Below are 23,661 nucleotides of genomic sequence, written 5' to 3' on the forward strand. Positions count from 1 at the left end.
AACAAGAAGGAGGCAAACGCGATGGGCTCCGTCCGCGTCGCCATCGTCGGTGTCGGAAACTGCGCCTCGTCCCTGGTACAGGGCGTGGAGTACTACCGTAACGCCGACCCCAACGACCGCGTCCCGGGTCTCATGCACGTCACCTTCGGCGACTACCACGTCTCGGACGTGGAGTTCGTCGCGGCGTTCGACGTGGACGCCAAGAAGGTCGGCATGGACCTCGCCGAGGCGATCAACGCCAGCGAGAACAACACCATTACCTTCTGCGACGTACCGCCCACCGGGGTGCTGGTGCAGCGTGGCCCCACCCTCGACGGGGTAGGCGAGTACTACCAGGAGGTCATCCAGGAATCCGACCAGCAGCCGGTCGACATCGCCCAGGCGCTGCGCGACGCGCGCGCCGAGGTGGTTGTCTGCTACCTGCCGGTCGGCTCCGAGCAGGCCGCCCGACACTACGCGCAGGCTGCCATCGACGCCGGCTGCGCCTTCGTCAACGCCCTGCCGGTGTTCATCGCCTCGGACCCGACCTGGGCGCAGAAGTTCACCGACGCCGGGCTGCCGATCGTCGGCGACGACATCAAGAGCCAGGTCGGCGCGACCATCGTGCACCGGGCCCTGGCCAAGCTGTTCGAGGACCGGGGCGTCGAGCTGCTGCGCACGTACCAGCTGAACTTCGGCGGCAACATGGACTTCATGAACATGCTGGAGCGCACCCGACTGGTCTCCAAGAAGATCTCGAAGACCCAGTCGGTGACCTCCCAGGTGCCGCACGAGATGGCCAAGAGCGACGTGCACATCGGCCCGTCCGACCACGTGCCGTGGCTGGACGACCGCAAGTGGGCGTACATCCGGCTGGAGGGCCGCTCGTTCGGTGACACCCCGCTGAACGCCGAGCTCAAGCTTGAGGTCTGGGACTCGCCCAACTCCGCCGGCGTGATCATCGACGCGCTGCGCGCCGCGAAGATCGCCCTCGACCGGGGCGTCGGCGGCCCGGTCCTGTCGGCCTCGTCCTACTTCATGAAGTCGCCGCCGGAGCAGTACGCCGACCACGACGCCCGCCAGGCGGTCGAGGACTTCATCGTCAACAAGATCGAGCGCTGATCCCCGGCCGTTCGCCGGTCGATCGGCACCTCGCATCGCCGGGCGGTCCCGCTGTAGCGGGGCCGCCCGGAACCGTTCAGGTCCATGCCTGGCGCAGCGCCACCGCCGCCTCCAGCTCCAGCAGATGCCGTTTGCGGGCCAGCCCGCCACCGAAGCCGACCAGCTTGCCGCCGGCTCCGACGATCCGGTGGCAGGGCACGATCACCGGGACCGGGTTGCGGTTGCAGGCCACCCCGACCGCCCGCGCCGCCTGCGGGTCGCCCACCGCCGCGGCGACCGCACCGTAGGTTTCGGTCTGTCCGTACGGGATGTCGGTCATCCGCCGCCACACGGCCCGCTCGAACTCCGTGCCCCGCCGCACCGACAGCGGCACCGTGAAACCGGTGGACGCACCGGCGAAGTAGCCGCGCAGTTGGTCGAGCGCCGCGCACAGCACCAGGTCCGTCGGCGCGACGTCGACCACCTCGTCGGTACGCCCGAACAGCACCCGGCACACGCCGACGTCGTCCACCGCCACCGACAGCTCACCGATCGGTGAGTCCAGCACCGCCCATCGCATCCGCCGATTGTCCGCCGGTCGGCTGACGGGCCGGGTCACCGGGTGCGGGCGGCACCGCGGCCGACATGAACAGGGCCACCTCGTCGGCGTACGGCGGCGGGTAGCGGGTGGTGTCGATGCCGGTCAGGGTCAAGCCGAGCCGGCGGTACGCGCGTACCGCCGCGACGTTGACGTTCTGGGTCTCCAACCAGACTTCCCGGGCGGCGTTCTCCCGGGCGGTGACCTGCGCTATGCCGATCAGCTCCCGGGCCACCCCGCGCCGGCGGTACGCCGGTGCCACGTGCAGCTCGTTGACCACCTGCCGCCCGTTCCACCGTTGGTAGGTGGTCGCCATGAAGCCGGCCGGCTGGTCGCCGGCGATCGCGAGCGCGTACAGGTCCCATGGCCGACCGCCCTCGGCTACCCCTTCGGTCAGGTCGTACCGTTTGCGCACCGGCGGCGACACCGGAACCTCCCGCAGCGTGAAACCGTCGTGGCGGGCGACGACGTGGTACATCGAGGTGGCGACGAACGATGTGTCGAGCTGCCGAATCGCGGCCAGGTCGGCGGGGGTCAGCGTCGAGCGGACGAGCACCTGCACCCGCCGATTGTCCCATCGGACCGGCGGCTGGACGACAGCTCGAGGCCCGGCCGATCCCCGCCGGCGTCACCTGGGACGCAGCGCGACCGGCCTGGCAGACCTGGGCTCGGCTGAATCTCGTCAGCCGATGAACCGCAACCGCTCGCGGGTGCCGTCCGGGTAGGTAACGTGCAGGGTACCGCCCTCACGTTCGACCGCATCGAGGATCGCGTCGTAGAGCAGCACGGACCGGTTGAGGATGTCGGTCTTGGAATCGCCGGTCTCAACGGCGATCTTCTCCAAGGCCGAGATCGCCCTCGGAGTGAAGTTCGCCGTCACGCGGGTCAGCGCTCCGACAGCCGCGGTCCCGCCTGTGGAGGACTCCTCGCGGCGGCCCCCGGCACCGGTGTGTTCGGTCGAACCGTTCGAGGGCCGACCCGATGCGGCCGACCGCACTCCGTCAGGAGCATTTGGTAGTGGACTCATGACTGCCTGTCTCCTTTGCGTGACGAGCTGGTCACGGACGTCGTCCCGACAATCAGGACCATTGGCCCCACGCACGCCGCCACTCAGGGTAACCGAACGGGCGTACGCTGTAGATGATGCCACATCTGCATCGAATATGTGCCCCTCTTACGTACGAGTGATGCACCTCAGACACACGAACTGACATCCACCAACCTGCTAGATCTTGGTCCGGTCAAGCTAGCGCTTCCTGAGTAGCGAATCAATCTCGAGTTTCACATCCCACAGCCCTCGACCACGAAAGATAGGCCCTAGGCTTCACTCAAAGCGGATGAATGCGCTCCGCTACCGGCGACCAGGGATCGATTCGACGGCCAACCCGGAGCAAAGTCACACTGAGTTACATACCAGTCACCCCTTGATCTGACGGGTTGTGGCAGCCAGATAGGTGCTTCATGCATGTATCGTCAGCGTGTCATGCGCACCCAGAGGAACTCTCAGTTGCATAGACTGCTACACGAAGACCGATCACGTTCAGTGCACATCTGCTACGAGGATGCGAGAAGTACGGATGGCAGACGGAGCCCAGCGGGACACTCGGGAGATCGACCTCGCACACGAGGAGCCCAGCGCCAAGGCTGAACAGGTCCCGATACAGCCCGACAAGATGACGGTCAGCGTCCGCAACCGCTTGCTGACCCTGCGCGGCGCCGTCGAGGTGAAGGGACAACTCCACCAAACGATCAACCTGGCGATTGTCTGCGCGTCGACTCTGCTCACCACGGTCGTGGTGGCTGCGGTCTGCCGTGCGGCGTCCGTACCGTACTGGTGGCTGACCCTGGCAGCGGCGGCTCTGGCCGGAGTCTGCGTCTTCTTCGTCGGGCTGCCTCTCCTGACACCGACGCCGCATCCCCGCACCCGATCCGGCCGGCGCCCCGGCCGACCAGGCTGACCGCCCTCGACGCCCGCCATCTGACGACGGCATCACCAATTCTACGAGGAAGGAACCCTCATGTCCCAGACCAGGACGCTTGACCTTGAATTGGGCCGACGGTGGCGGCTCCAGGTCACCTGGAGCCCACGACGGCTCCTCCGCGAGGACTACGTCGAGAGCATCATCGTGGACAGCGACCACGAGCTGCGGTCACAGCTGATGTCGCTCGCTTCCGACCCGTGGGTTCAGGACATCCACTGCGAGCGCTACTACGGGACCAGGCCGGCGCGGCGGTACCGGACGGCGAACTGCTGAGTGGACTTGTCACCTGACTCTCAGCGCTTGGACATCTCTGCTGTGTAGAGCGTCGTGCGCTGCGTCATGGTGTCGCCGTCGCACTGATAGCTGGCCGGGTCGAAGTCGACGAGCAGGGGCTGGCTCTCCGAGTCGACACCCGGGGCGCTCAACGTGACCGTGCCGTCCGCGTCAACGTCGCTGAAGGAGACCGTGCCCTCCAGGGCACGGAAGCGGTAGGTGACCCGTCCGCTGATGGTTAGGGTGACGACGGTCCCGGCTACGAATCCCTCGAAGGTGGTGCCGTCGCCGTAGTCGGTGGTGCCCGACCCGTCCTCGCGCAACTCGACCCGGGCACCGGGGCCGACGCCGCTGAACCTGGTCCTGCCGAACGGCTCCTCCAGCGCGATGTCCTCCTCGTACGAGTCCACCTGCCAGGTACCGACCACGCAGGGGTCGACCAGCGGCGGCGAGGCTTCCCTCGGAGTCGGCAAGGCGCCGGGAGTCACGGAGGCGCCGGAGGTCGGGGAGACGCTCGGATCGGCCGTGACCCGGTTGCCGTCGCCAGTGCCGCGGACCGCGATCACCACGCCGATCGCCGCCACGAGTACAACGAACGTCGCGCCGAGGGCCACCAGCGGGACCAGGTAGGACCGGCCGCGGTCGGGCGGCTGCGGCGCCATCGGGTAGCCCGGATAGCTCGGCGCACCGCTGCCGGGGTAGACCGGCGCCGGCGGCTGCGGCGGCGGGTGTCCGGGGTAGCCGGCCTGGCTGGACGGAACACCGCGGAACGTGCCGCACTGGAGGCAGTAGCCGGCCTGGTTGACGGACACACCGCCGCAGACCGCACACGGCTGCATCTGGGCCCTCCCGGTTGATCAGCTGTCCGTGGCGCGCGACCGCCAGCAAGATCGCCGCACCGTCCGTCCTGCGACGGTAGTCGAGCGGCACAAGCCCGGTAACCACCGATTCGGGCGCTACGGGTGGCTAACCGGCGTCGGACAGGATCCCTTCGTCCCGTGCCCACCGGAGCAACTCCGCCTCGGCCTCGTCGCGGTCCAGCGGGCCGCGCTCCAGCCGGACCTCCTTGAGATGCCGCCAGGCCCGGCCGACGACCGGTCCCGGCGGTACGCCGAGCAGCTCCATGATCGCGTTGCCGTCCAGATCCGGCCGGACCCGGGCCAGATCCTCCTCTGCCTGAATCCGGGCGATCCGCTCCTCCAGCGCGTCGTAGTCGGCGGCCAGTGCGGCGGCCTTTCGCCGGTTGCGGGTGGTGCAGTCGGACCGGGTCAGCTTGTGCAGTCGGGGCAGCAGATCTTCGGCGTCGGTGACGTAGCGGCGGACCGCCGAGTCGGTCCACTCGCCCCGGCCGTACCCGTAGAACCGCAGGTGCAGGCCGACCAGCTTGGCCACCTGGGTGGTGACCTCCTTGGGGTAGCGCAGCGCCTTCATCCGGTGCCGGGTCATCCGGGCACCGACCACCTCGTGGTGGTGGAAGCTGACCCGACCGTCCGACCCGACCGCCTTGGTCGCCGGCTTGCCGATGTCGTGCATCAGCGCCGCCATCCGCAGGACGAAGTCGCAGCCGTCGCTTTCCAGCCGGACGGCGTTGCTCACCACGGTCAGCGTGTGTTCGTACACGTCCTTGTGCTGGGCGTGCTCGTCGATCTCCAGCCGCAGCCCGGACAGCTCGGGCAGGAACCGGTCGGCCAGCCCGGAGTCGACCAGCAGCCGCAACCCGGCGACCGGGTCGGTACCGCACAGCAGCTTGCTGAACTCGTCCCGGATCCGTTCGGCGGTGATCCGGTCCAGGTCGGCCGCCATCGCGGCCATCGCCGCGCGGACGTCCGGATGCACGGCGAACCGCAGCTGCGCGGCGAACCGGGCGGCCCGCAGCATCCGCAGCGGGTCGTCGCCGAACGAGTCCTGCGGCGTCCCCGGGGTACGGATGATCTTCGCGGCCAGATCGCTGACCCCGCCGTACGGGTCGGTGAACCGGTGCTCGGGCAGGCTGACCGCCATCGCGTTGATGGTGAAGTCGCGCCGCCGCAGGTCGTCGGCGAGACTGGTGCCGTAGGCGACCACCGGGTTACGGGTCACCCCGTCGTAGGCTTCCGCCCGGTAGGTGGTGATCTCCAGGGTCATCCCACCCCGACGGGCGCCGATGGTGCCGAATTCGCGGCCGGTCTCCCAGATCGCCTCCGCCCAGCCCTTGACCACCGCCAGGGTCTGGTCCGGGTGCGCGTCGGTGCAGAAGTCCAGGTCGCTGCCGAGTCGGCCGAGCAGCGCGTCGCGGACCGAGCCGCCGACCAGGTGCAGCTCGTGGCCGGCGGCGGCGAACCGGTTGCCGAGCTCGTCGGCGACCGGGGAGACCCGGAGCAGTTCGGCGACGGCGTTGCGTTGCACGGCGGTCAGGTCACCCGGGGTCGCCGCAGTGCGGTCGGACCCGGCGGCGGCACGAGCGTCCGTGGCGCGAGCATCGGTGGCGCGAGGCGCGGAGGTTTCGGACATGGGATCGCCAGAGTAGCCGCTGTGGCCGCCGCCGCCCCCGCCGGGCAGGATGAGTCACCGTGCCGATTCCCGAACCGTTGGCCAGCCTGACCACCGATCCGACCTTCTGGGCGGCGTACCTGCCGCCAGTGGACGGACCCGTACCGGCCCATCACGCGCAGACCCGGGTGGTGCTGCCGGTCGCCGACGGCTACGGCCTGGTGCTGGAGATCGACCTCGGGTACGGCGAATGCCTGCTCAGCCTGCGTCAGCCGGGAGCGACCGAGCCGCTGCCGCTGGCCCGGCTGGACCCGGGCCGGCCGTACGCGGCGGTGCTGCGCTGGGCGGAACTGGACCTGATCGGCCGGTTGCTCGCCCTGGACGATCCGGCGTGGCCACATCCCGGTCTGCTGGTGGCGCTGCTGCACCGGTACGCACCACCGGCCGGTGACCCGCTGGAGGAGGACCGGGCAGCCACCATGCTGGCCACCGCGCTGCGCGCGCTACGCCGCGCCGGGCCGTCGGGAACCGAAGACCCGGCGGCACCTGATGGCTCAGCGATCAATGGCGACGGTCCGGCGGGCGACCCGGACGGCACCGATGCGAGGACCGGCCCGGTGCAGCCGCCACTGGAGCTGTTCGCCGACCCGTCCTGGTGGCCGGCACCGGCCACGGTCGACCCCCGGATTCTCGACGACGAGTCGGTGGCCCGGCAGGTGCGCGACCATCTCGACCACGGCGCCCGGACGCACTGGCGGTACGCCGCCGGCTGGGGCTGGGTGGCCGCCGGGCAGCCGGACGGCCCCGGCGCACCGGCCCGCGTCCTCGGTGCGGAGTCCTTTCCGTTCGACGAGGTCACCGAATTGGTACGCCGAGCGGCGGCCCGGCACCGCCGGGTGCTCGACACTCCGTGGCGTACCCCGGCCGTCGCCGAACTGGCCCGGCGGGCCCGCGACACCGGTGACCTGGCGGTGGTGCCGGTGCTCGGTCGGACGCTGGCCGACGCCGGCTGCGACCATCCGACCGTGCTGGACGCGCTGACCGAGCCGGTGGTGCCGGCCGAGGCCGCCTGGGTGGTCGACGCACTGTCGGGCATCGTCCCGGCCGACGACGACGGCCGATAGGCTCGGTCCTGCGTCCGGCGCGGCGGTTCCGGCGTACCGGCGGGGTGGGAGGTCCGATGAGTGGCGGGTTGTACCGGAGCACGAACGCCGACCCCGGTCGGGGCGGCCGAGGCTACCGTCGCCCAGAGTATCTTCGGCTGGCCCAGTGCTGAAGCACGATCGAAGCGTTCAGCAAGCTCGGCGGGGAGTACGCGCCTATCCCACCCCTTGTGAACGTTTTGGCTGGAAAGAATGTCCGGCCCACCCTTGGAGGCAGGAAGATGGCCGGTGGACTCTACCGCAGCGCCAACGCGCACGGCGGCGGACAGGTGCCGGAGGACGGGGCTACCGTCATCTCGGCAGAGCCTCTGAACCAGCCGGCCGTTGAAGCCACCGCACCCCCACAGGAGGTGGTCGCCGAGACCAGCGCCGCAGCGAACAGCGCGGTGATGGCGATCGGCAGCCTAGTCAGCCGGGGTACGGGATTCGTCCGTAATCTAATGGTCGGCGCGGCGCTGGGTAACCTAGTCGGCAACGTCTTCACCACCGCGCAGTTTCTGCCGAATCAGGTCTACGAGTTCCTGCTCGGCGGTGTCCTCACCAGCGTTCTGATTCCGGTACTAGTCCGGCGACGCAAGAACGACCCGGACCGGGGCGAGGCGTACGCCCAGCGCCTGCTGACCTTGGCGGTGATCGCCCTGGCCACCGCCGCGCTGATCGCGATGGCCTCCGCACCGGTGCTGACCGCGCTCTACGCCAGCGGCAAGGACGCGGACTACACCGACTTGGTCACCAAGCTGTCGTACCTGATGCTGCCGATGTTGTTCTTCACCGGCCTGAGTGCGCTGATTGCCGCAGTCCTGAACACCCGGGGTCACTTCGCCGCGCCGATGTGGGCGCCAATCCTCAACAACCTGGTGGTCATCGGTGCGTTCGGCCTCTACATCCTGGTCTACGGAGCCCGGGCGCTGCGGCCGGACCAGATGGACGCGGGTCGAATCCTGCTGGTCGGTGGCGGTGCTCTGCTTGGTGTAGCAGTCCAGGCAGCCGGCCTGCTGCCGGCGCTTCGCAAGGTCGGTTTCCGGTGGAAGCTGCGCTTCGACTTCCGCAAGCTGGGTCTACGCGAGCTGGCTAAACTCGGTGGCTGGATGTTCTGCTACGTTGCGGTCAACCAGCTCGGGCTGTTCGTGGTAGTCAATTTGCTGACCCGGGCGGCGGGCGAGGACAGCGCCGGCCTGCTGATCTACAACAACGTATTCCTCCTGCTGATGATGGCGCACGGCATCATCGCCGTCTCAGTCATCACCGCGCTGATGCCACGGATCAGCGCGGCAGCCGCAGACGGCCGGTTTCGGGACTTCACCGCCGACCTCTCCCGGGGTACCCGGACGGTCACCGCGGTACTCGCCCCAATCGCGGTCTGCTATGCCGTGCTGGCCGGGCCAATCTCGGTCGTGGTTTTCCGATACGGCGCCTTCACCGGCGACAACGCAGTGGCCACGTCGACCGTGCTGCTCGTAGCCGCGGTCGGCCTGGTTCCGTTCGCAATCAGCCAGCTGTTCACCTTCGCTTTCTACGCGCTGCCGGACACCCGCACACCGGCTCTGATCAATATTCCAGTGGTGATCCTCCGGGTACTCGTTCAGGTCGGGCTCTACCTGGCCTTCTCTGCTACCTTCGCGGCGGCCGGCATGATGCTCGGCAACGCGATCTCGTACGTTGCGGCGGCGGTGGTCTCGGTAGTCCTGCTGCGCCCACGGGTCGGCCGGATCGGGCTGGGTCAGATCATGGGCACTCTGGGCCGAGTGGTGGTCGCTGCGCTGGGTGCCGCCGTGGTTGGGCTACTGGTGGTCAAGCTGCTGCCCGGCGACCCGGCTCACTTGAGCTGGCCGGCCGCCGCAGTCCAACTGGCGATCGGTGGCGCGGTGATCGGTACGTCGTACCTCGGGCTGGCCGTGGTACTGAAGATCACCGAGATCACCGAGGTGCTCGGAATGGTCCGCCGTCGGCTCACCCGCTGACTAGCCATTTCAGGATGATCAACCGCATCTTGCACGGTGCGCCTTCGCCAACACGCAACTGATAGGAGCCTGGCGATCGGTTGGTCGGTGCGGGTCAGGTAGTGGGGAGATCCAGGTGTTGCCGTTGGCAGGTTGGATGAGCGCGTCAAGCACGTTGACGCAGTGTCACTGGACGTTGCTTGGCTGCGATCAGCCTGTGGACAGGCCTGTGGATAACCGGGTTGGACACGCTCGACACCAGGTCAGCGCCTGTGGATAACTCAAAACCAGGATCCTCGTTACGGGCGGTGTCGGAGCCTCGGTGGTCCGGTGGCGGCGGGCTGTCGCGGCGGGCTGGGAGCGGCACCCGGGCGGTACAACGTATATTTGCGATGGAGGTTATGCGGCCGGGCCAGTGTCACCCCCGGTAGCTACTCACCGGACGGGCGTGCGGCTGGCCGTACGGGCGGGGCGGCATTGACCGATGGTCCGCCCGACGGCAGGTCGATCGCCGGTCGGCATTGCGGGAGCTGCGGGAAGCTGACATGTTGGTGGTGCCGCAACGCAGGTAAAGTCGTTCTGGACGGATATGTGCGACACCGGGTCGTGAACGGTGACGTTCCACCGCTGCGGGCCGGCCGGTGCCGGCAGCACGACGACCAGCACGGCAAGCGCGACCGGCAGGATAATCGGACAACCGGCAGAACACCGGACGACCAGCACCAGGGTTCGACCGAGACGATCCACAGGGAGGACGGGTGACCCAGGTCGGCGAAGGCCAGGAGGCGGACGAGGCCAGTCCGCCGATGATGGCCTTCGATGCGCCCTCCGCCGGCGAGATCCTCGCCGAGCGATACCAGCTGGCTCAGCACGTCAACAACGACAGTGCGGGCCGGCAGGTCTGGCGTGGGGTCGACGTGGTGCTGCGCCGTCCGGTCGCGGTGGTGCTGCGCTACCCCGGTGGCGATTCCGCCATGGAGATGCTGCAGGCCGCGGTACGGGCCAGTCGGGTCATCCACTCCAACCTGGTCGGCGTCTACGACGCCATCGACGAGGGGCAGCGGGCCTACGTCGTCCGTGAGTGGGTGGAGGGCGACTCGCTGCGCGAGGTGATCGCCGCCGCCGGTCCGTTGGACGCGGCCCGGGCCACCATGATCGCTCACTCGGTCGCCTCCGCCATCGCTGCGGTGCACGCCACCGGCATGGTGCACGGCAACATCCACCCCGGCACGGTGATGATCGGCCACGACGGCCGGGTGGTGCTGGCCGACGCACGGGCCGACAGTTCCGACACCTACGAAACCGACATCCGGGCGATCGGCGGTGTGCTCTACTTCGCGATGACCGGCCACTGGCCACAGCACGAGGCCGGCAGCACGACGCTGCCGGACGCGGTCCGGGATGCGACCGGGGCGGTCGCCGCCCCCCGTCAGGTGCGCTCCGGTGTTCCGGCGTACCTCGACGACCTGACCATGGACCTGCTCGACCCGCGACTCGCGCTGCCCTCCTCGGAGGTGCTCGCCGCCGAGCTGGGTCGGCTCGACGCCGGCACCGAAGAGCACTACCTCGGCAGCGTCGGACCGCTGCGGTTCTCGGCGGCCGACGACGACGAGCCGACCGGCACCCCACTCGCTTCCCGTCGCAAGATCGCCGCCGGTGTCGCCGGGCTGCTGGTCATCGCGGTGACCGGGCTGTACTTCGGGATCAGCGCGCTCGGCAACGACCGTGACGGCGAGGGCGGTCGGTCCACGCCGCCCGAGACCCAGGTAACCTCGACCCCGGGTCCCACCGAGACCAGTGCCCCGGCCCAGCCACAGCCGATCGCCCTCTCCGGCGGCCAGGTCCGCATCGTCGACGCCGACGGTGCCCGCGACGAGCTCGACGGGGCGGAGGCCGCCGTTGACGGCGACACCAACACCGGATGGGAGACCGACGCTTACGAGCGCAACCCCAACTTCGGCAACCTGAAGCGGGGCATGGGGGTGCTGATCGACCTGCAGGAGCCACGGGCGGTGACCAGCGTGAAGGTCGAGCTCTCCGCGTCCGGTGCCACCGCCGAGCTACTGGCCGGTCCGAACGACCCGGGAGCGACCCGGGAAGGCGACGACGAGATCCTCGAGACGTTCACCGACCGGATCGGCGCCCGGTTCGAGAACGCCGACGGAGCGACCCTCACCTTCAGCGGATTCTCTCCCGACGAGACCTACCAGTACCTCCTGGTGTGGATCACCAAGTTGCCTCCGATCGGCAACGACAAGTACCAGATCGGCGTTCAGGAGATCACGGTCGAGGGGCCATGACCGGAGGCCGGGTCGACCTCGGCGACGAGGAGCTGCTCCGGGCACACGTCGACGGCGACCCGGAGGCGTTCGGTGAGTTGGTACGGCGGCATCAGGACCGGCTCTGGGCCGTTGCCCTGCGGACGCTCAGCGACCGCGAGGAGGCCGCCGACGCGCTGCAGGACGCGCTGCTGTCGGCACACCGCGCGGCCGCCCGGTTCCGGGGCGACGCTGCGGTCACCACCTGGCTGCACCGCATCGTGGTCAACGCGTGCCTGGACCGGGTACGCCGCCGCAAGTCCCACCCCACGGTGCCGCTGCCCGACGGTGGCCGGGACGGCGACGGTGTACGAGGCACCGAGCCGGTGGCACCCCCGGTCGATCACGACACCGCCCTGGTCGTCCGCCAGGCACTGGCCGAGCTGCCGGCGGAACAGCGGGCCGCGTTGATCCTGGTCGATGTGCAGGGATACCCGGTCGCCGACGCGGCGGTGATGCTCGGCGTCGCCGAGGGCACGGTGAAGAGCCGCTGCGCCCGGGGACGGGCCCGGCTGGCCGGGCTTCTCGGGCATCTGCGGCCACAGCGGGCGAACGCGCAGGTGGCACCACCACGCGCCCAGGTGTCGTCGCTCACCCCACGGAACCCGCAGCGGCTCGACGACGTCCCATCAGGGTCCGCACGTGGCGACGGTGGCAAGGAGGAACGGTGACCGCCGACCGGTTCCAGGAGGTCGATCGAGAGCTGCTCGCCGACTATGTCGGTGGGGCGCTCGACGGCACCCCGGACGAGGTCGCCGTGGCCCGGCTGATCGTGGAACGACCGTCCTGGCGGGCGGCCCACGACGAGCTGGTCGAGGCCACCCAGCTGGTCCAGACGATGCTCGCCGAGTGGGGCAGCGTCGTCGAGCCGATCCCACCCGACGTCGCCGACCGGGTGCACGCCGCCCTGGCCGCCGAGCCGCTACCGCCGCCGGCCTCGGACCCGGCGATCAGCCCGGATCTGGCCACCGTCGCGGCGCCGGTGCCGCTTGCGGCGGCCCGGGTGCGGCGGGACCGTCGCCGCCGCTGGCAGCGGTACGCCGCTCCGATCACCGTCGCGGCGGCCGCCGTGGCGTTCGCCGGCCTCGGAGTCGGCCAGCTGCTCGGTGCCGGGTCCGCCGACGACGCGAGCACCACGGCGGGTAGCCCATCGGACGATGCTGGCAGCGCTGAAAGCCAGAGCGCCGAGACCCGACAGGAGGACCAGCCGGGCACGATGATGGAGGCCTCCGCACCTCGGCTGCTGGCCAGCGGCACCGACTACCAGCGGGCGACGATCGTGCCGATGTTCGAGGCCGTCGGGCGTGGCGGCGTCGACGGGGGGCAACCGGCTGCCGGCGAGGACACCGTACTGCAGGAGTCGCCCGCCTCGACGGCACTGGCCCGCCTCGCCGACCCGGCCGCACTGGCCGACTGCGTGGCCGCGGTGACCGCCGAGCACGGTAACGGCGTACTCGGCGTCGACCTGGTGGACTTCGCGGCCTTCGAAGGTGAACCGGCGCTGGTCCTCTCGTTCAGTGACAGCTTCGGTGCCAGCTGGATCTGGGTGAGCGGCACCGGCTGCGGTACGCCTGCGGCCGGCGCGGACACCAGGTACTCGGCACAGGTAGGGTGACCCTGCCGGCCGCGTGACGTGGGACACGCGGCACCGGAGCGGGATTACTCCCCGGCTCCGAGGCGTTGTCGTCAACGGTCGCCGTTGCGCAGAAATCAGACTTTGGGAGTCGGCAGTGGACGAGGTCCGCAACCTGATCATCATCGGCTCGGGGCCGGCCGGTTACACCGCTGCGGTGTACGCCGCACGCGCCAACCTGCGCCCACTCGTCATCGAGGGGGTGCAGTCCGGCGGAGCACTGATGACCACCACCGAGGTGGAGAACTTCCCCGGCTTCCCGGACGGCATCATGGGTCCGGAGCTGATGGACTCGATCCGCAAGCAGGCCGAGCGCTTCGGTGCCGAGTTCGTCACCGACGACGTGACGCGGGTCGAGTTGGCCGACACCGGCACCCCGGGCGCCACCGAGGCCAGCACGGTGTACGTGGGCGAGACCGGCTACCGGGCCAAGGCGATCATCCTGGCCACCGGCTCCGCGTGGCGTCCCCTGAACGTCCCCGGTGAGCAGGAGTTCCTCGGCCACGGGGTGTCCTCCTGCGCAACCTGTGACGGCTTCTTCTTCCGGGGGCAGCACGTCGTGGTGGTCGGCGGTGGCGACTCGGCGATGGAGGAAGCCACCTTCCTCACCCGGTTCGCCGAGTCGGTGACCATCGTGCACCGCCGCGACGAGTTCCGGGCCAGCCAGATCATGGCGACCCGCGCGCTCGGCAACGACAAGATCCGGGTCGAGTGGAACAGTGTCGTCGAGGAGATCCTCGGTGCCGACGGTAAGGTCTCCGGGATCCGGCTGCGCAACACGCACACCGGCGAGTCCCGGACACTCGACGTCACCGGGGTCTTCGTCGCGATCGGTCACGACCCACGGAGCGAAATGTTCCGCGGCCAGGTTGAGCTCGACCAGAACGGCTACGTGCTGGTCGACTCGCCAAGCACCCGGACCAGCGTGCCGGGCGTGTTCGCCGCCGGTGACCTGGTCGACCACACCTACCAGCAGGCGATCACCGCTGCCGGCAGCGGTTGCGCGGCGGCGCTCGACGCCGAGCGTTACCTCGCCACACTCGAAGAGGTCTGACCGCCGGCGCGCCGGCGGTCGAGGAGGAGGATTTTCCCGTGGGAGCTACCCGAGCGGTCACCGAGGCCAGCTTCGCCACCGACGTACTGATGTCCGACAAGCCGGTGCTGGTGGACTTCTGGGCCGAGTGGTGCCAGCCGTGCCGAAAGGTCGCACCGCTGCTCGAGGAGATCGCCACCGAGATGGGTGACAAGGTGTCGATCGTCAAACTGAACATCGACGAGAACCCGGAGATCGCCCGCCGGTACCGGGTGATGTCGGTTCCCACGCTCACCGTGTTCAAGGCCGGTGAGCCGGTGCAGTCGGTGGCCGGCGCCCGGCCCAAGGGCGACCTGGTCAAGCTGATCGAGTCGGCCTTCTGAACTTCAGTGGGGCTGCCCCGCGCGGCACGGCGGACCAGCCGGCCCACCTGACGGGTGGGCCGGCTGGTCCGTTTTCGGGCTGCTGGCGACGCCGTTATAGGGCTGCTGGTTGGTTCGTTCCCGGGCTGATCGTCCGAACACCGGGCGCTCCCCGTACGGTCCGCTTCGCCGTAACCCGGGTACGGGCACCTGCCGGCCGGGTTACGCTCCGGATCGTCCGCGCCTGCAGGGGGGAGGTCCACGTCCCGTGCGCCCGATCCGCCGTGACGATCAGGGTCCCGCCGTGGCCGAGATCCGCTCCATCCTGGTCAACCTGGAGCTGCTCGAGCCAACCCCGGGGGCCGACGTCTTCGACGCCCGCACCGAGCACGCCGTACGCGCCTTCCAGCAACTCCGTGGACTGAGCATCGACGGCCGGGTAGGCGCGGAGACCTGGCGGGCGCTGGACGCCGCCCGCTGGCGGCTCGGTGACCGGGCGCTCTACCACTCGATATCGCAGCCGCTGGTCGGCGAGGACGTCCGGGCGCTGCAGGAACGTCTGCTGGAGATGGGCTACGACGTGGGCCGCGCCGACGGCGTGTACGGCGGGCGCACCGCCCGCTCGGTCACCCAGTTCCAGCGGGAGGTGGGACTGACCGCCGACGGCGGCTGCGGGCCGTACACCATGCACGCGATGCGCAGGTTGGGCCGCAAGGTGGTCGGCGGACGCCCACAGTGGCTGCGGGAAGCCGACGCGTTCCGCGAGTCCGGCCCCAACCTGGTGGGCAAGACGATCGTCGTCGACCCTGGTCACGGGGGATCCGATCCCGGCGTTGTGGTCATCGACAGCGGCCGGCGCTGGTCCGAGGCGGAGCTGGCGTACGACCTCGCCGCCCGGTTGGAGGGGCGGCTGGCGGCAGCCGGGATGCGGGTGCATCTCACCCGGGGTCCGGCCACCACCTCGGTGCTCAGCGACCCGGCGCGGACCCAGTTGGCCAACGACGTCGGCGCGGACCTGTTCATCTCCCTGCACGTCGACGGGCATGCCAACCCGGCCGCCGACGGGGTGGCCACCTACCACTACGGCACCGGCAACGGGGTCACGTCGACGGTCGGCGAGCGGCTGGCCGGGCTGGTACAGCGGGAGATCGCGGTACGTACCGGCCTGCGCGACTGCCGGGTCCACGCGAAGAGCTGGGAGTTGCTACGGCTGACCCGGATGCCGGCGGTACGGGTGGACGTGGGTTATCTGACCTGCTCGGCCGACCGGGCCCGGCTGATCCGGCCCGGGTTTCGCGACCAAGTGGCAGAGGCACTGGTAGCGGCGGTGCAGCGGATGTACTACCCGGTGGAGCTGGACGTGCCGACCGGGTCGATCGACGTACACACGCTGCGCGCGGTGGTCGACGCGACGGCGGAGGCCTGAACCACGTCAGTCAGTTCGTCGCCGCGTGGGTGGCCGGGCGCAGCAGGTGCTCCGGAGTCATCGAGCCGAGCAGCTTCTCCAGGGCGTACTCGACGTCCGACTTCCACGACAACGCGGTCCGCAACTCCAGCCGTAGCCGGGGGAACCGGGGGTGCTGTCGGACCGTCTTGAAGCCGACCGACAGGTAGAAGTCGGCTGGGGCGAGACAGCCCCGACCGGACGTCTCCGCCGGGTCGGCGGTGGCGTCACCGAACGCCTCGATCGCCTTGATGCCCCGTTTGGTGAGATCCCGGGCCACGCCCTGCACCAGCATTCGCCCAAGGCCACCGCCGGCGAACGGCTGCACCACGTGCGCCGTGGTCAGCAGTACCGCGTCGGCGGAGACCGGGGACGTCGGGAACGCCATCGACCTCGGCAGGTAGGCCGGCGGCGCGTACATCACGAAGCCGGCCGGCATGCCGTCGACGTAGGCGAGCTTGCCGCAGGAACCCCACTCCAGGAGAGTCTGGGAGACCCACGCCTCCTTCTCCAGCGCCGGGTCGCCGGAGGTCCGGGCGCGGTCGGCCGCCACCGGATCGAGCTCCCAGAAGACACACCGCCGGCAGGATCTGGGTAGCTCCTCCAGCGTGTCCAGCGTCAGACTGACCAGACGTCGCGACATTGGCGATCCCCCACCACCGAACCGGTCAAGCGTTGAAACCCGCCGAGCCTCACCACGCGCCGTCTCCTGTCCCCAACGAGCGATCGTACGCCGCAACCTCGCGTCCGGGGAGAGGTCGGGCGTCCGGTCGCTGTCTTCGCAGGCCAATCCGGGTTCGCTGGTCCGACATATGGTCGGTGTGGTAATGCCCACGCCGGACCGCGACACGCCGGACTACCATCAGACGATCAGTGCGTGTCGCGGCCCGACCCGGCACCACCGGTGCGACGCGTTTCGAGGTGAGGTCATGACCGGCACGACGCTCGACGACTACACCGACCGCTATGCCCGCCGGGTCCGGGGGATGACCGCCTCGGAGATCCGGGCGCTGTTCGCCGTCGCCAGTCGGCCGGAGGTGGTGTCGCTCGCCGGCGGAGCCCCGTACGTCGCCGCGCTGCCGCTGGACGCGGTCGGCGAAATGCTCGGCCGCCTCGCCGCCGAGACCGGCACCTCGACCCTGCAGTACGGCATCGGCCAGGGCACCCTCGACCTGCGGGAACGGATCTGCGAAGTGATGTCGCTGTCCGGGATCGACGTTTCGTCCGGGGCCTCCCCCGAGGACGTGGTGGTGACCGTCGGCGGGCAGCAGGCCCTCGATCTGGTCGCCCGGCTCTTCCTGGACCCGGGCGACGTGGTCCTCGCCGAGGGCCCCACCTACGTCGGCGCCCTCGGCGTGTTCCAGGCGGCGCAGGCCCAGGTGGTGCACGTGCCGATGGACGCCGACGGGCTGATCCCCGAGGCGCTGGAGCAGGCGATCACCGAAGTGGCCCGGTCCGGCCGACGGGCGAAGTTCCTCTACACCATCCCGACGTTTCAGAACCCGGCTGGCGTGACGCTGACCGACGAGCGCCGCGACCGGGTACTCGACATCTGCGAACGCGCCGGCCTGCTGGTCGTCGAGGACGACCCGTACGGCCAGCTGAGCTTCGACGGCGAAGCGCCGGCGCCGCTGCGGGCCCGACGCCGGCACGGCGTCTTCTACCTGAGCACCTTCTCCAAGACCTTCGCGCCAGGGCTGCGGGTCGGTTGGATTCTCGCCCCGCACGCGGTACGCGAGAAGCTGGTCATCGCCAGTGAGGCGCAGATCCTCTGCCCCAGTGCCTACGCCCAGGCCGCGGTCGCCACCTACCTGGCCACCATGCCGTGGCGGGAGCAGCTCAAGACGTACCGGGAGGTCTACCGGGAGCGGCGGGACGCACTGCTGTCCGCGCTGACCGACCTGATGCCGGCCGGGACGACCTGGACCCGACCGAGCGGCGGCCTGTTCGTCTGGGCGTCGCTGCCGGACGGGTTGGACGCCAAAGCCATGGTCCCCCGGGCCATCGCCGCCCGGGTGGCCTACGTTCCCGGCACCGGCTTCTACGCTGACGGCTCCGGGGCCGGCAACATGCGGCTCAACTTCTCCTACCCCCCGCCGGAGCGGATCCGGGAAGGCGTCCGGCGGCTGGCCGGCGTGATGGAGCGGGAGTCGGCGATGCGCGAGGTCTTCGGACCGGTCTCCGGCGGATCTGGCCGACGCCAGCGCCCCGGCGCGGACGCGCCCGGGCCTGACTTGGCATGATTCGGGCATGAGCCCAGCGTTGGACCCCACCGCAACCGAATCATCGTCGTCGTCCGCCGCCCCGGATCCGCGTGTGCTCGTTCTCGCCGGCGGGTTGTCGTACGAACGCGACGTCTCGCTGAAGTCCGGTCGCCGGGTGCTGGACGCGCTCCGCTCGGTCGGCGTCGAGGCCGAGATGCGCGACGCCGACGTCTCGCTGATTCCAGCGCTGCGCTCCGACCCGCCGGACGCGGTGGTCATCGCGCTGCACGGGGCGACCGGTGAGGACGGCTCGCTGCGCGGCGTACTGGATCTCTGCGGCGTGCCGTACATCGGCTGCGACGCCCGCGCCGCCCGCCTGGCCTGGGACAAGCCGTCGGCCAAGGCGGTGCTGCGCGAGGCGGGCATCCCGACCCCGGACTGGGTCGCGCTGCCCCACGACCGGTTCTCCGAACTGGGTGCGGTCGCCGTGCTGGAGCGGATCGTCGAACGGCTCGGCCTGCCGCTGATGGTCAAGCCGGCGCAGGGTGGCTCCGGGCTGGGCGCGGCGGTGGTACGCGAGGCGGCGGAACTCTCCGCAGCGATGGTTGGCTGCTTCGCGTACGACTCGACGGCGTTGGTGGAGCGGTACGTCACCGGGATGGACGTCGCCGTATCGGTCGTCGACCGGGGCGCCGGCCCGGAGGCGCTACCGGCCGTCGAGATCGTGCCACGCAACGGTGTCTACGACTACGCTGCCCGCTACACCGCCGGACTGACGACGTGGCACGCGCCGGCCCGGCTGGACGAGCCGGCTGCCGAGCAGGTGGCGGCGACCGCCGTCGCCGCTCACCGGGCACTCGGGCTGCGGGATCTCTCCCGCGTCGACATGATCGTCGACGCCGACGGCCGGCCGCACGTCCTGGAGGTCAACGTCTCACCCGGGATGACCGAGACCTCGCTCTTGCCGCTGGCGGTCCAGGCTGGCGGGCTGGACCTCGGTGAGCTGCTCGCCACGCTGGTGGTCCGGGCCGCGGCCCGACCGTACGACCCGGCAAACTGATCACCGGGCGCTGCCGGTCGGCGACCCCGCCGAATCGCCCGCAGCCGGGACTTCGGGCCCGCCCTGGTCCGTAGCGCCCTCCGGGTCCGGGTCGTCGTCCTCCTCCGCCTCAGTACCGGCACCTGCCGCGGCCCTGTCGTCGGTGGGGGCAGCGGCATCCTCGACGTCGGCCGGGTCGGCAGCAAGAGGTTCACCCTGCTGGGTAGTAGCGACGTCGCTGGCGAGTTCGCCGAGATCAGCAGCTGGTTCGATGCTCTCCATCGGCACCACGAGCTCGGCCACGGCCGGTCCTGCACCGTCGATCTCATCGAAGTCGTCGACGCTGACCGGATGGCTCGCCTGTTCGGTGAGGTTCGACGGTGCCCGCCACTGAATCCGCGGCGGCTCAGCGAGCTGACGACCGCCGAACTCCGCCAGCCACGCGGCGACCAGCGCCAGGTTCTCCCGCCAGCGTGACTCGGAGATCGGCGGCAGGATGCTGTCCCACAGGGAGAGGAACGTGCCACGGAGCTGCAGCTGCCCGTACGGCCGAGCCAGGAACCACAGGTGCAGGTGTGCCGAGCCGTCCCCCCATCGGTTCACGTGAACCCGGGCCACGCCGTCGAGCGACCGGATCGCCCGCTCGAGCCGGACGGTCATCACGCCGAGTTCGGCCGCGAGCAGGTTCGGCAGATCGCCGAGGTCGAAGTGGGACCGGGACTCCAGGATGAGGACCATCGGTAGCCCGGTCGGGCGGTCCATCGCACGGACCCGCCAGCGTTCGCTGACCCAGATGTACGCGTCGTCCGGGGCGGAGCAGGACGAGCATTCCGCCGTGCCCTCACCCTTGCGAGGCGGTTCGACGTCAACCGGGTCATCGAGTCGCTTGACCCGCAGGTCGCCCTCGAAGGGGAAGGATGGCCATCGCGCGAAGTCGGGAACCGAGGCAGGGGTGTCTGGCACGACGCTGACCCTAACCGAGTCTGCGCCGCCTGTCGTTCCCCGTTTCGGCCGGCCCGCGACTCTCATCCGGTGGGACGACCGGTCCCTGGTCGGCTGCCGGCCAGGGCTCGCCGTCCCAGTTCTCCACAGGAGTTATCCACAGGGCGCCAGCCCGGTCTACCCGCTGTTTCACGTGAAACGAGGCACCCTGTGGAAAACGCCTGTGGAAAACGCCCGGCCCCGTAGCGGATCGATCCCGGGGACACCCGGGAGCCGCCCGGTCGGCCGCGGATACGTCTTGGTGCCTCCGGTAGCCCGGTCTTCTCAACGATCCATCGACCGAGTGGTAACCGGGCTCGGCGAGCCGTCTGGCGCCGCCCGGAACAGCCGTAGGTCGGCCCTCCGGAGCGGCCGGGCGAGACCGTCGTTCGGTTCCACGTGAAACATCGCTACCGGGCGCCCCACTGGCCCCACCGGGCAGCTACCGGGCCGGGTAGCTGCCCCCGCCGGCCCACCGTTTCACGTGGAACGAGCCGCGCGGTCGCCTCCGACCGGGCGACTGGCGAGTGCGTGGGTGCCGACTCCGGGTGGACCGGTCGGCAAGGGTGGACCGGTCGGCAATGGCAGGGGCCGGGGCGTTGAATCGGCGCGGGCCGGGACCGCAGAAGAAGGGCTGGTGTTTCACGTGAAACACCAGCCCCTGCGAGGACATGCCATCTGCCGGGTCGACGGACCGGCCCGGCAAATCAGTCGACGTCGCCTGAGGTGTCGTCCCCGTCGCCCACTCCGATGATTCCGACGATCCGCTCCAGGTCGTCGACCGTGGCGAACTCAATCGTGATCTTGCCCTTGCTCCGCCCGATGTCGACCTTGACCCGGGTGTCGAATCGGTCAGACAGGCGATCGGCGAGATCGGTGAGGGCCGGGGCGTGGGCCTTCGGGCGACGCTGCGGACTGGCCGTACGCTTCGCCGAGTCATCGGTCCCGGCGAGCGCCACCAGTTCCTCGGTGGCCCGGACCGAGAGCCCTTCGGCGACGATGCGTAGCGCCAGGGCGTCCTGGGCGTCGGAATCGTCGAGGCTCAGCAGCGCCCGGGCGTGACCGGCCGACAGCACGCCGGCGGCCACCCTCCGCTGCACCTGAGCCGGCAGATTCAACAGTCGGATCGTGTTGGAGATCTGCGGCCGGCTCCGGCCGATGCGCTTGGCGAGTTCTTCGTGGGTCGCCCCGAACTCGTCGAGCAACTGCTGGTACGCGGCCGCCTCCTCGAGCGGGTTGAGGTTGGCCCGGTGGATGTTCTCCAGCAGCGCGTCCCGGAGCATCGCGTCGTCCCTGGTGTCCCGGACGATCGCGGGGATGGACTCCCGGCCGATCGCCTGCGCGGCACGCCAGCGGCGTTCCCCCATCACCAGCTCGTACTGCTCACCGTCGTCCAGCTGTCGTACGACGATCGGCTGCAGGAACCCGACCTGCTCGATCGAGACCTTCAGCTCCTCGAGCGCCTCGTCGTCGAAGACCTGGCGGGGCTGCTTCGGATTCGGGATGATCGCGGCGACCGGCAGCTCGGCGAACCGGGCACCAGGCACCGGCGACAGGTCGACGGGCGGCGACAGGTCGACGGGCGTCGCGACGGCCGGTTCCGTCGCGACGGCAGCAGCGGTCCCGCCGCTGCCGGAGACGGCCGCAGTGGCCGGGGACGGAGTCACCGGAGCCGGGGCTGGCTGTGCGACACCCGGCTGAACCGGAGCGGTGGTGGGGATGAGGGCACCGAGCCCGCGCCCGAGCCCGCCCTTCGGACGGTTCTTCATGCCCTGCCTCCCGCTCCAACCACCGTGTCAGACATTGCGACCGAGCCGAGCGACACCGCGCTCGGCGATCTCCTGGGCCGCTTCGAAGTAGCTTGTCGCACCCCGCGATCCGGGATCGTAGGTCATCACCGACTGGCCGTAGCTCGGCGCCTCCGACACTCGGACGTTGCGGGGGATGACCGACTGGAGCACCTTGTCCCCGAAGTGGTTGCGCACGTCCTGCTCGACGGCGTCGGCCAGCCGGGTCCGCCGGTCGTACATCGTGAGCAGGATGGTGGAGACGTCCAGCGTCGGGTTGAGATGCTGCCGGACCAGGTTGATGTTGTTGATCAACTGGTTGAGTCCTTCCAGCGCGTAGTACTCGCACTGGATCGGGATCAGCACCTCTTGCGCGGCGACCAGCGCGTTGACCGTCAGCAGACCCAACGACGGTGGGCAGTCGATGAACACGTAGTCCAGCTCGACCGGGTACGCCGTGATGGCTCGGGACAGCCGGGACTCCCGGGCCACCACGGAGACCAGCTCGATCTCGGCCCCGGCCAGATCTATCGTCGCTGGGACGCACCACAGGTCGGGTATCCCCTCGACCGGCTGCGCCACCTCGGTCAGCGGCACGTTGTCGATCAGGCAGTCGTAGACGTCCGGTACGCCCGCGTGGTGCGGGACGTTGAGTCCGGTCGAGGCGTTGCCCTGTGGGTCGAGGTCAACAACCATCACCCGGTTCCCGTGCAGTGCCAGGGCCACCGCGAGATTCACCGTCGTGGTCGTCTTACCGACGCCCCCCTTCTGGTTGGCCACGCACATCACCCGGGTCCGGTCCGGCCGGGGCATGGTCACCTCGCCGCTGGGGTTCAGAATCTGCACGGCGCGCAAAGCCTCCATAGCCAAGGGGGGATCATCCTCTTCCCGATTCGGTGTTTCACGTGAAACGTACGGCTCGTCGGCGGCCGGGGAGGTCGGGTTGGGCGCCGGTTGCTCCGGCGTCGGGGATGCGGCGCCGACCGACGTGTCCGCTACGAGCGGCACGCCGGCCCGGGTCGGGACGCCCGGCGTGGTGGGCACCGGCGCCGTCGTGGGCGGCTGAGGTGCCCCGCTGACCGGCACCGCCCCACCCTCCGGCCAACCCGGGTGGTACGCCGTTTCACGTGAAACCAACGTGGGGTCGCCGACACCGTGGCGCTCGCCGGTCAACCGCGGATCCTCGAAACTACCGTTGTCATGCACCGTGTCATCCCTGCCCGCGTTGGATGGATCGGCACCGCCAGCGCTCACGACCGCGCTTCGGGCGTGGCGTGCGGACCGGCACGGGGCGGCAGGAGTCGTGCAACTTCGCGTTGCCGCCCGGTCCAGACTATCGACGCGCGGTCAGCCTA

At 70.0% G+C, this 23,661-nt stretch carries 22 protein-coding genes; 13 read left to right on the forward strand and 9 right to left on the reverse strand.

Translation table 11 applies throughout. The annotated features are described in order from the left end of the window. Positions 1 to 21 precede the first annotated feature (21 nt). Complete coding sequence (locus tag ACFHWU_RS03075) at positions 22 to 1,101, forward strand: inositol-3-phosphate synthase (RefSeq protein WP_123607432.1); 1,080 nt, start codon at positions 22 to 24, stop codon at positions 1,099 to 1,101. Between the two features lie 76 nt (positions 1,102 to 1,177). Here ACFHWU_RS03075 and ACFHWU_RS03080 read toward each other — a convergent pair whose 3' ends face one another. From ACFHWU_RS03080 to ACFHWU_RS03090, 3 genes are all read right to left on the reverse strand, one after another. Next, positions 1,178 to 1,660 (reverse strand): methylated-DNA--[protein]-cysteine S-methyltransferase, encoded by a 483-nt coding sequence (locus ACFHWU_RS03080; RefSeq protein ID WP_416550874.1) that lies wholly within the window; start codon positions 1,658 to 1,660, stop codon positions 1,178 to 1,180. Continuing rightward, the gene (locus ACFHWU_RS03085; RefSeq protein WP_416550875.1) at positions 1,626 to 2,240 is read right to left on the reverse strand and encodes a GNAT family N-acetyltransferase; all 615 of its coding nucleotides are present in this window, start codon (positions 2,238 to 2,240) and stop codon (positions 1,626 to 1,628) included. Before ACFHWU_RS03085 ends, ACFHWU_RS03080 begins: the two co-directional genes overlap by 35 nt. Positions 2,241 to 2,360: 120 nt before the next feature. Then, positions 2,361 to 2,558, reverse strand: a complete 198-nt coding sequence (locus ACFHWU_RS03090) for a hypothetical protein (RefSeq protein WP_416550876.1) — start codon at positions 2,556 to 2,558, stop codon at positions 2,361 to 2,363. 697 nt (positions 2,559 to 3,255) lie between these two features. Here ACFHWU_RS03090 and ACFHWU_RS03095 point away from each other — a divergent pair. Both ACFHWU_RS03095 and ACFHWU_RS03100 read left to right on the forward strand, forming a co-directional pair. Beyond that, entirely contained in the window at positions 3,256 to 3,636 is a 381-nt protein-coding gene (locus ACFHWU_RS03095) for a hypothetical protein (RefSeq protein ID WP_416550877.1), read from the forward strand. 60 nt (positions 3,637 to 3,696) lie between these two features. Then, a complete protein-coding gene (locus tag ACFHWU_RS03100) occupies positions 3,697 to 3,933 on the forward strand; it encodes a hypothetical protein (RefSeq protein WP_416550878.1) in 237 nt (78 codons plus the stop codon). A gap of 20 nt (positions 3,934 to 3,953) precedes the next feature. Here ACFHWU_RS03100 and ACFHWU_RS03105 read toward each other — a convergent pair whose 3' ends face one another. After that, positions 3,954 to 4,772 carry a hypothetical protein gene (locus ACFHWU_RS03105; RefSeq protein WP_416550879.1) on the reverse strand — a complete coding sequence of 273 codons (819 nt, stop codon included), beginning with the start codon at positions 4,770 to 4,772 and terminating at the stop codon, positions 3,954 to 3,956. A 127-nt stretch (positions 4,773 to 4,899) separates the two neighbouring features. Further along, positions 4,900 to 6,423: a CCA tRNA nucleotidyltransferase gene (locus ACFHWU_RS03110; RefSeq protein ID WP_416550880.1), complete on the reverse strand. Its 1,524-nt coding sequence runs from the start codon at positions 6,421 to 6,423 to the stop codon at positions 4,900 to 4,902. 59 nt (positions 6,424 to 6,482) lie between these two features. Here ACFHWU_RS03110 and ACFHWU_RS03115 point away from each other — a divergent pair, with 59 nt between their 5' ends. From ACFHWU_RS03115 to ACFHWU_RS03150, 8 genes are all read left to right on the forward strand, one after another. Beyond that, positions 6,483 to 7,526: a hypothetical protein gene (locus ACFHWU_RS03115; RefSeq protein ID WP_416550881.1), complete on the forward strand. Its 1,044-nt coding sequence runs from the start codon at positions 6,483 to 6,485 to the stop codon at positions 7,524 to 7,526. 260 nt (positions 7,527 to 7,786) lie between these two features. Beyond that, a complete protein-coding gene (murJ, locus tag ACFHWU_RS03120; protein ID WP_416589761.1) occupies positions 7,787 to 9,526 on the forward strand; it encodes a murein biosynthesis integral membrane protein MurJ in 1,740 nt (579 codons plus the stop codon). 737 nt (positions 9,527 to 10,263) lie between these two features. Continuing rightward, on the forward strand, positions 10,264 to 11,805 hold the full coding sequence (locus ACFHWU_RS03125; protein ID WP_416550883.1) for a protein kinase domain-containing protein: 1,542 nt from the start codon (positions 10,264 to 10,266) through the stop codon (positions 11,803 to 11,805). Beyond that, positions 11,802 to 12,494, forward strand: coding sequence for an RNA polymerase sigma factor SigM (sigM, locus tag ACFHWU_RS03130; RefSeq protein WP_416550884.1), 693 nt, complete (start codon positions 11,802 to 11,804; stop codon positions 12,492 to 12,494). The genes ACFHWU_RS03125 and sigM overlap by 4 nt, the downstream gene beginning before the upstream one ends. Further along, the gene (locus ACFHWU_RS03135; RefSeq protein WP_416589762.1) at positions 12,491 to 13,438 is read left to right on the forward strand and encodes a hypothetical protein; all 948 of its coding nucleotides are present in this window, start codon (positions 12,491 to 12,493) and stop codon (positions 13,436 to 13,438) included. The genes sigM and ACFHWU_RS03135 overlap by 4 nt, the downstream gene beginning before the upstream one ends. A gap of 115 nt (positions 13,439 to 13,553) precedes the next feature. Then, entirely contained in the window at positions 13,554 to 14,510 is a 957-nt protein-coding gene (gene trxB, locus ACFHWU_RS03140) for a thioredoxin-disulfide reductase (RefSeq protein ID WP_416550886.1), read from the forward strand. A 38-nt stretch (positions 14,511 to 14,548) separates the two neighbouring features. Further along, positions 14,549 to 14,872 carry a thioredoxin gene (gene trxA / locus ACFHWU_RS03145; RefSeq protein ID WP_123606654.1) on the forward strand — a complete coding sequence of 108 codons (324 nt, stop codon included), beginning with the start codon at positions 14,549 to 14,551 and terminating at the stop codon, positions 14,870 to 14,872. 247 nt (positions 14,873 to 15,119) lie between these two features. Further along, positions 15,120 to 16,277 carry an N-acetylmuramoyl-L-alanine amidase gene (locus ACFHWU_RS03150; protein WP_416550887.1) on the forward strand — a complete coding sequence of 386 codons (1,158 nt, stop codon included), beginning with the start codon at positions 15,120 to 15,122 and terminating at the stop codon, positions 16,275 to 16,277. A 10-nt stretch (positions 16,278 to 16,287) separates the two neighbouring features. On the opposite strand, the gene ACFHWU_RS03155 is transcribed toward ACFHWU_RS03150, so the two are convergent. After that, complete coding sequence (locus tag ACFHWU_RS03155) at positions 16,288 to 16,938, reverse strand: GNAT family N-acetyltransferase (RefSeq protein ID WP_416550888.1); 651 nt, start codon at positions 16,936 to 16,938, stop codon at positions 16,288 to 16,290. Positions 16,939 to 17,224: 286 nt separating this feature from the next. On the opposite strand from ACFHWU_RS03155, the gene ACFHWU_RS03160 reads away from it, so the two are divergent. Continuing rightward, positions 17,225 to 18,538: a PLP-dependent aminotransferase family protein gene (locus ACFHWU_RS03160; RefSeq protein ID WP_416550889.1), complete on the forward strand. Its 1,314-nt coding sequence runs from the start codon at positions 17,225 to 17,227 to the stop codon at positions 18,536 to 18,538. A 7-nt stretch (positions 18,539 to 18,545) separates the two neighbouring features. Continuing rightward, positions 18,546 to 19,559: a D-alanine--D-alanine ligase family protein gene (locus ACFHWU_RS03165; RefSeq protein WP_416550890.1), complete on the forward strand. Its 1,014-nt coding sequence runs from the start codon at positions 18,546 to 18,548 to the stop codon at positions 19,557 to 19,559. Here ACFHWU_RS03165 and ACFHWU_RS03170 read toward each other — a convergent pair whose 3' ends face one another. From ACFHWU_RS03170 to ACFHWU_RS03180, 3 genes are all read right to left on the reverse strand, one after another. Beyond that, a complete protein-coding gene (locus tag ACFHWU_RS03170) occupies positions 19,560 to 20,501 on the reverse strand; it encodes a hypothetical protein (RefSeq protein WP_416550891.1) in 942 nt (313 codons plus the stop codon). Positions 20,502 to 21,226: 725 nt separating this feature from the next. After that, the gene (locus tag ACFHWU_RS03175) at positions 21,227 to 22,288 is read right to left on the reverse strand and encodes a ParB/RepB/Spo0J family partition protein (protein WP_416550892.1); all 1,062 of its coding nucleotides are present in this window, start codon (positions 22,286 to 22,288) and stop codon (positions 21,227 to 21,229) included. Positions 22,289 to 22,315: 27 nt separating this feature from the next. Continuing rightward, a complete protein-coding gene (locus ACFHWU_RS03180; RefSeq protein WP_416550893.1) occupies positions 22,316 to 23,512 on the reverse strand; it encodes a ParA family protein in 1,197 nt (398 codons plus the stop codon). Between the last annotated feature and the right edge of the window lie 149 nt (positions 23,513 to 23,661).

It is taken from the genome of Micromonospora sp. LOL_015, assembly GCF_048060275.1.
GTDB lineage: Bacteria > Actinomycetota > Actinomycetes > Mycobacteriales > Micromonosporaceae > Micromonospora_E.

Coding starts and splice junctions, on each gene's coding strand:
- ACFHWU_RS03100 (WP_416550878.1), top strand. CDS start 3,697: ATGTCCCAGACCAGGACGCTTGACCTTGAATTGGGCCGACGGTGGCGG.
- ACFHWU_RS03165 (WP_416550890.1), top strand. CDS start 18,546: ATGAGCCCAGCGTTGGACCCCACCGCAACCGAATCATCGTCGTCGTCC.
- ACFHWU_RS03110 (WP_416550880.1), bottom strand. CDS start 6,423: ATGTCCGAAACCTCCGCGCCTCGCGCCACCGATGCTCGCGCCACGGAC.
- ACFHWU_RS03095 (WP_416550877.1), top strand. CDS start 3,256: ATGGCAGACGGAGCCCAGCGGGACACTCGGGAGATCGACCTCGCACAC.
- murJ (WP_416589761.1), top strand. CDS start 7,787: ATGGCCGGTGGACTCTACCGCAGCGCCAACGCGCACGGCGGCGGACAG.
- sigM (WP_416550884.1), top strand. CDS start 11,802: ATGACCGGAGGCCGGGTCGACCTCGGCGACGAGGAGCTGCTCCGGGCA.
- ACFHWU_RS03105 (WP_416550879.1), bottom strand. CDS start 4,772: ATGCAGCCGTGTGCGGTCTGCGGCGGTGTGTCCGTCAACCAGGCCGGC.
- ACFHWU_RS03080 (WP_416550874.1), bottom strand. CDS start 1,660: ATGCGATGGGCGGTGCTGGACTCACCGATCGGTGAGCTGTCGGTGGCG.
- ACFHWU_RS03155 (WP_416550888.1), bottom strand. CDS start 16,938: ATGTCGCGACGTCTGGTCAGTCTGACGCTGGACACGCTGGAGGAGCTA.
- ACFHWU_RS03175 (WP_416550892.1), bottom strand. CDS start 22,288: ATGAAGAACCGTCCGAAGGGCGGGCTCGGGCGCGGGCTCGGTGCCCTC.
- ACFHWU_RS03160 (WP_416550889.1), top strand. CDS start 17,225: ATGACCGGCACGACGCTCGACGACTACACCGACCGCTATGCCCGCCGG.
- ACFHWU_RS03075 (WP_123607432.1), top strand. CDS start 22: ATGGGCTCCGTCCGCGTCGCCATCGTCGGTGTCGGAAACTGCGCCTCG.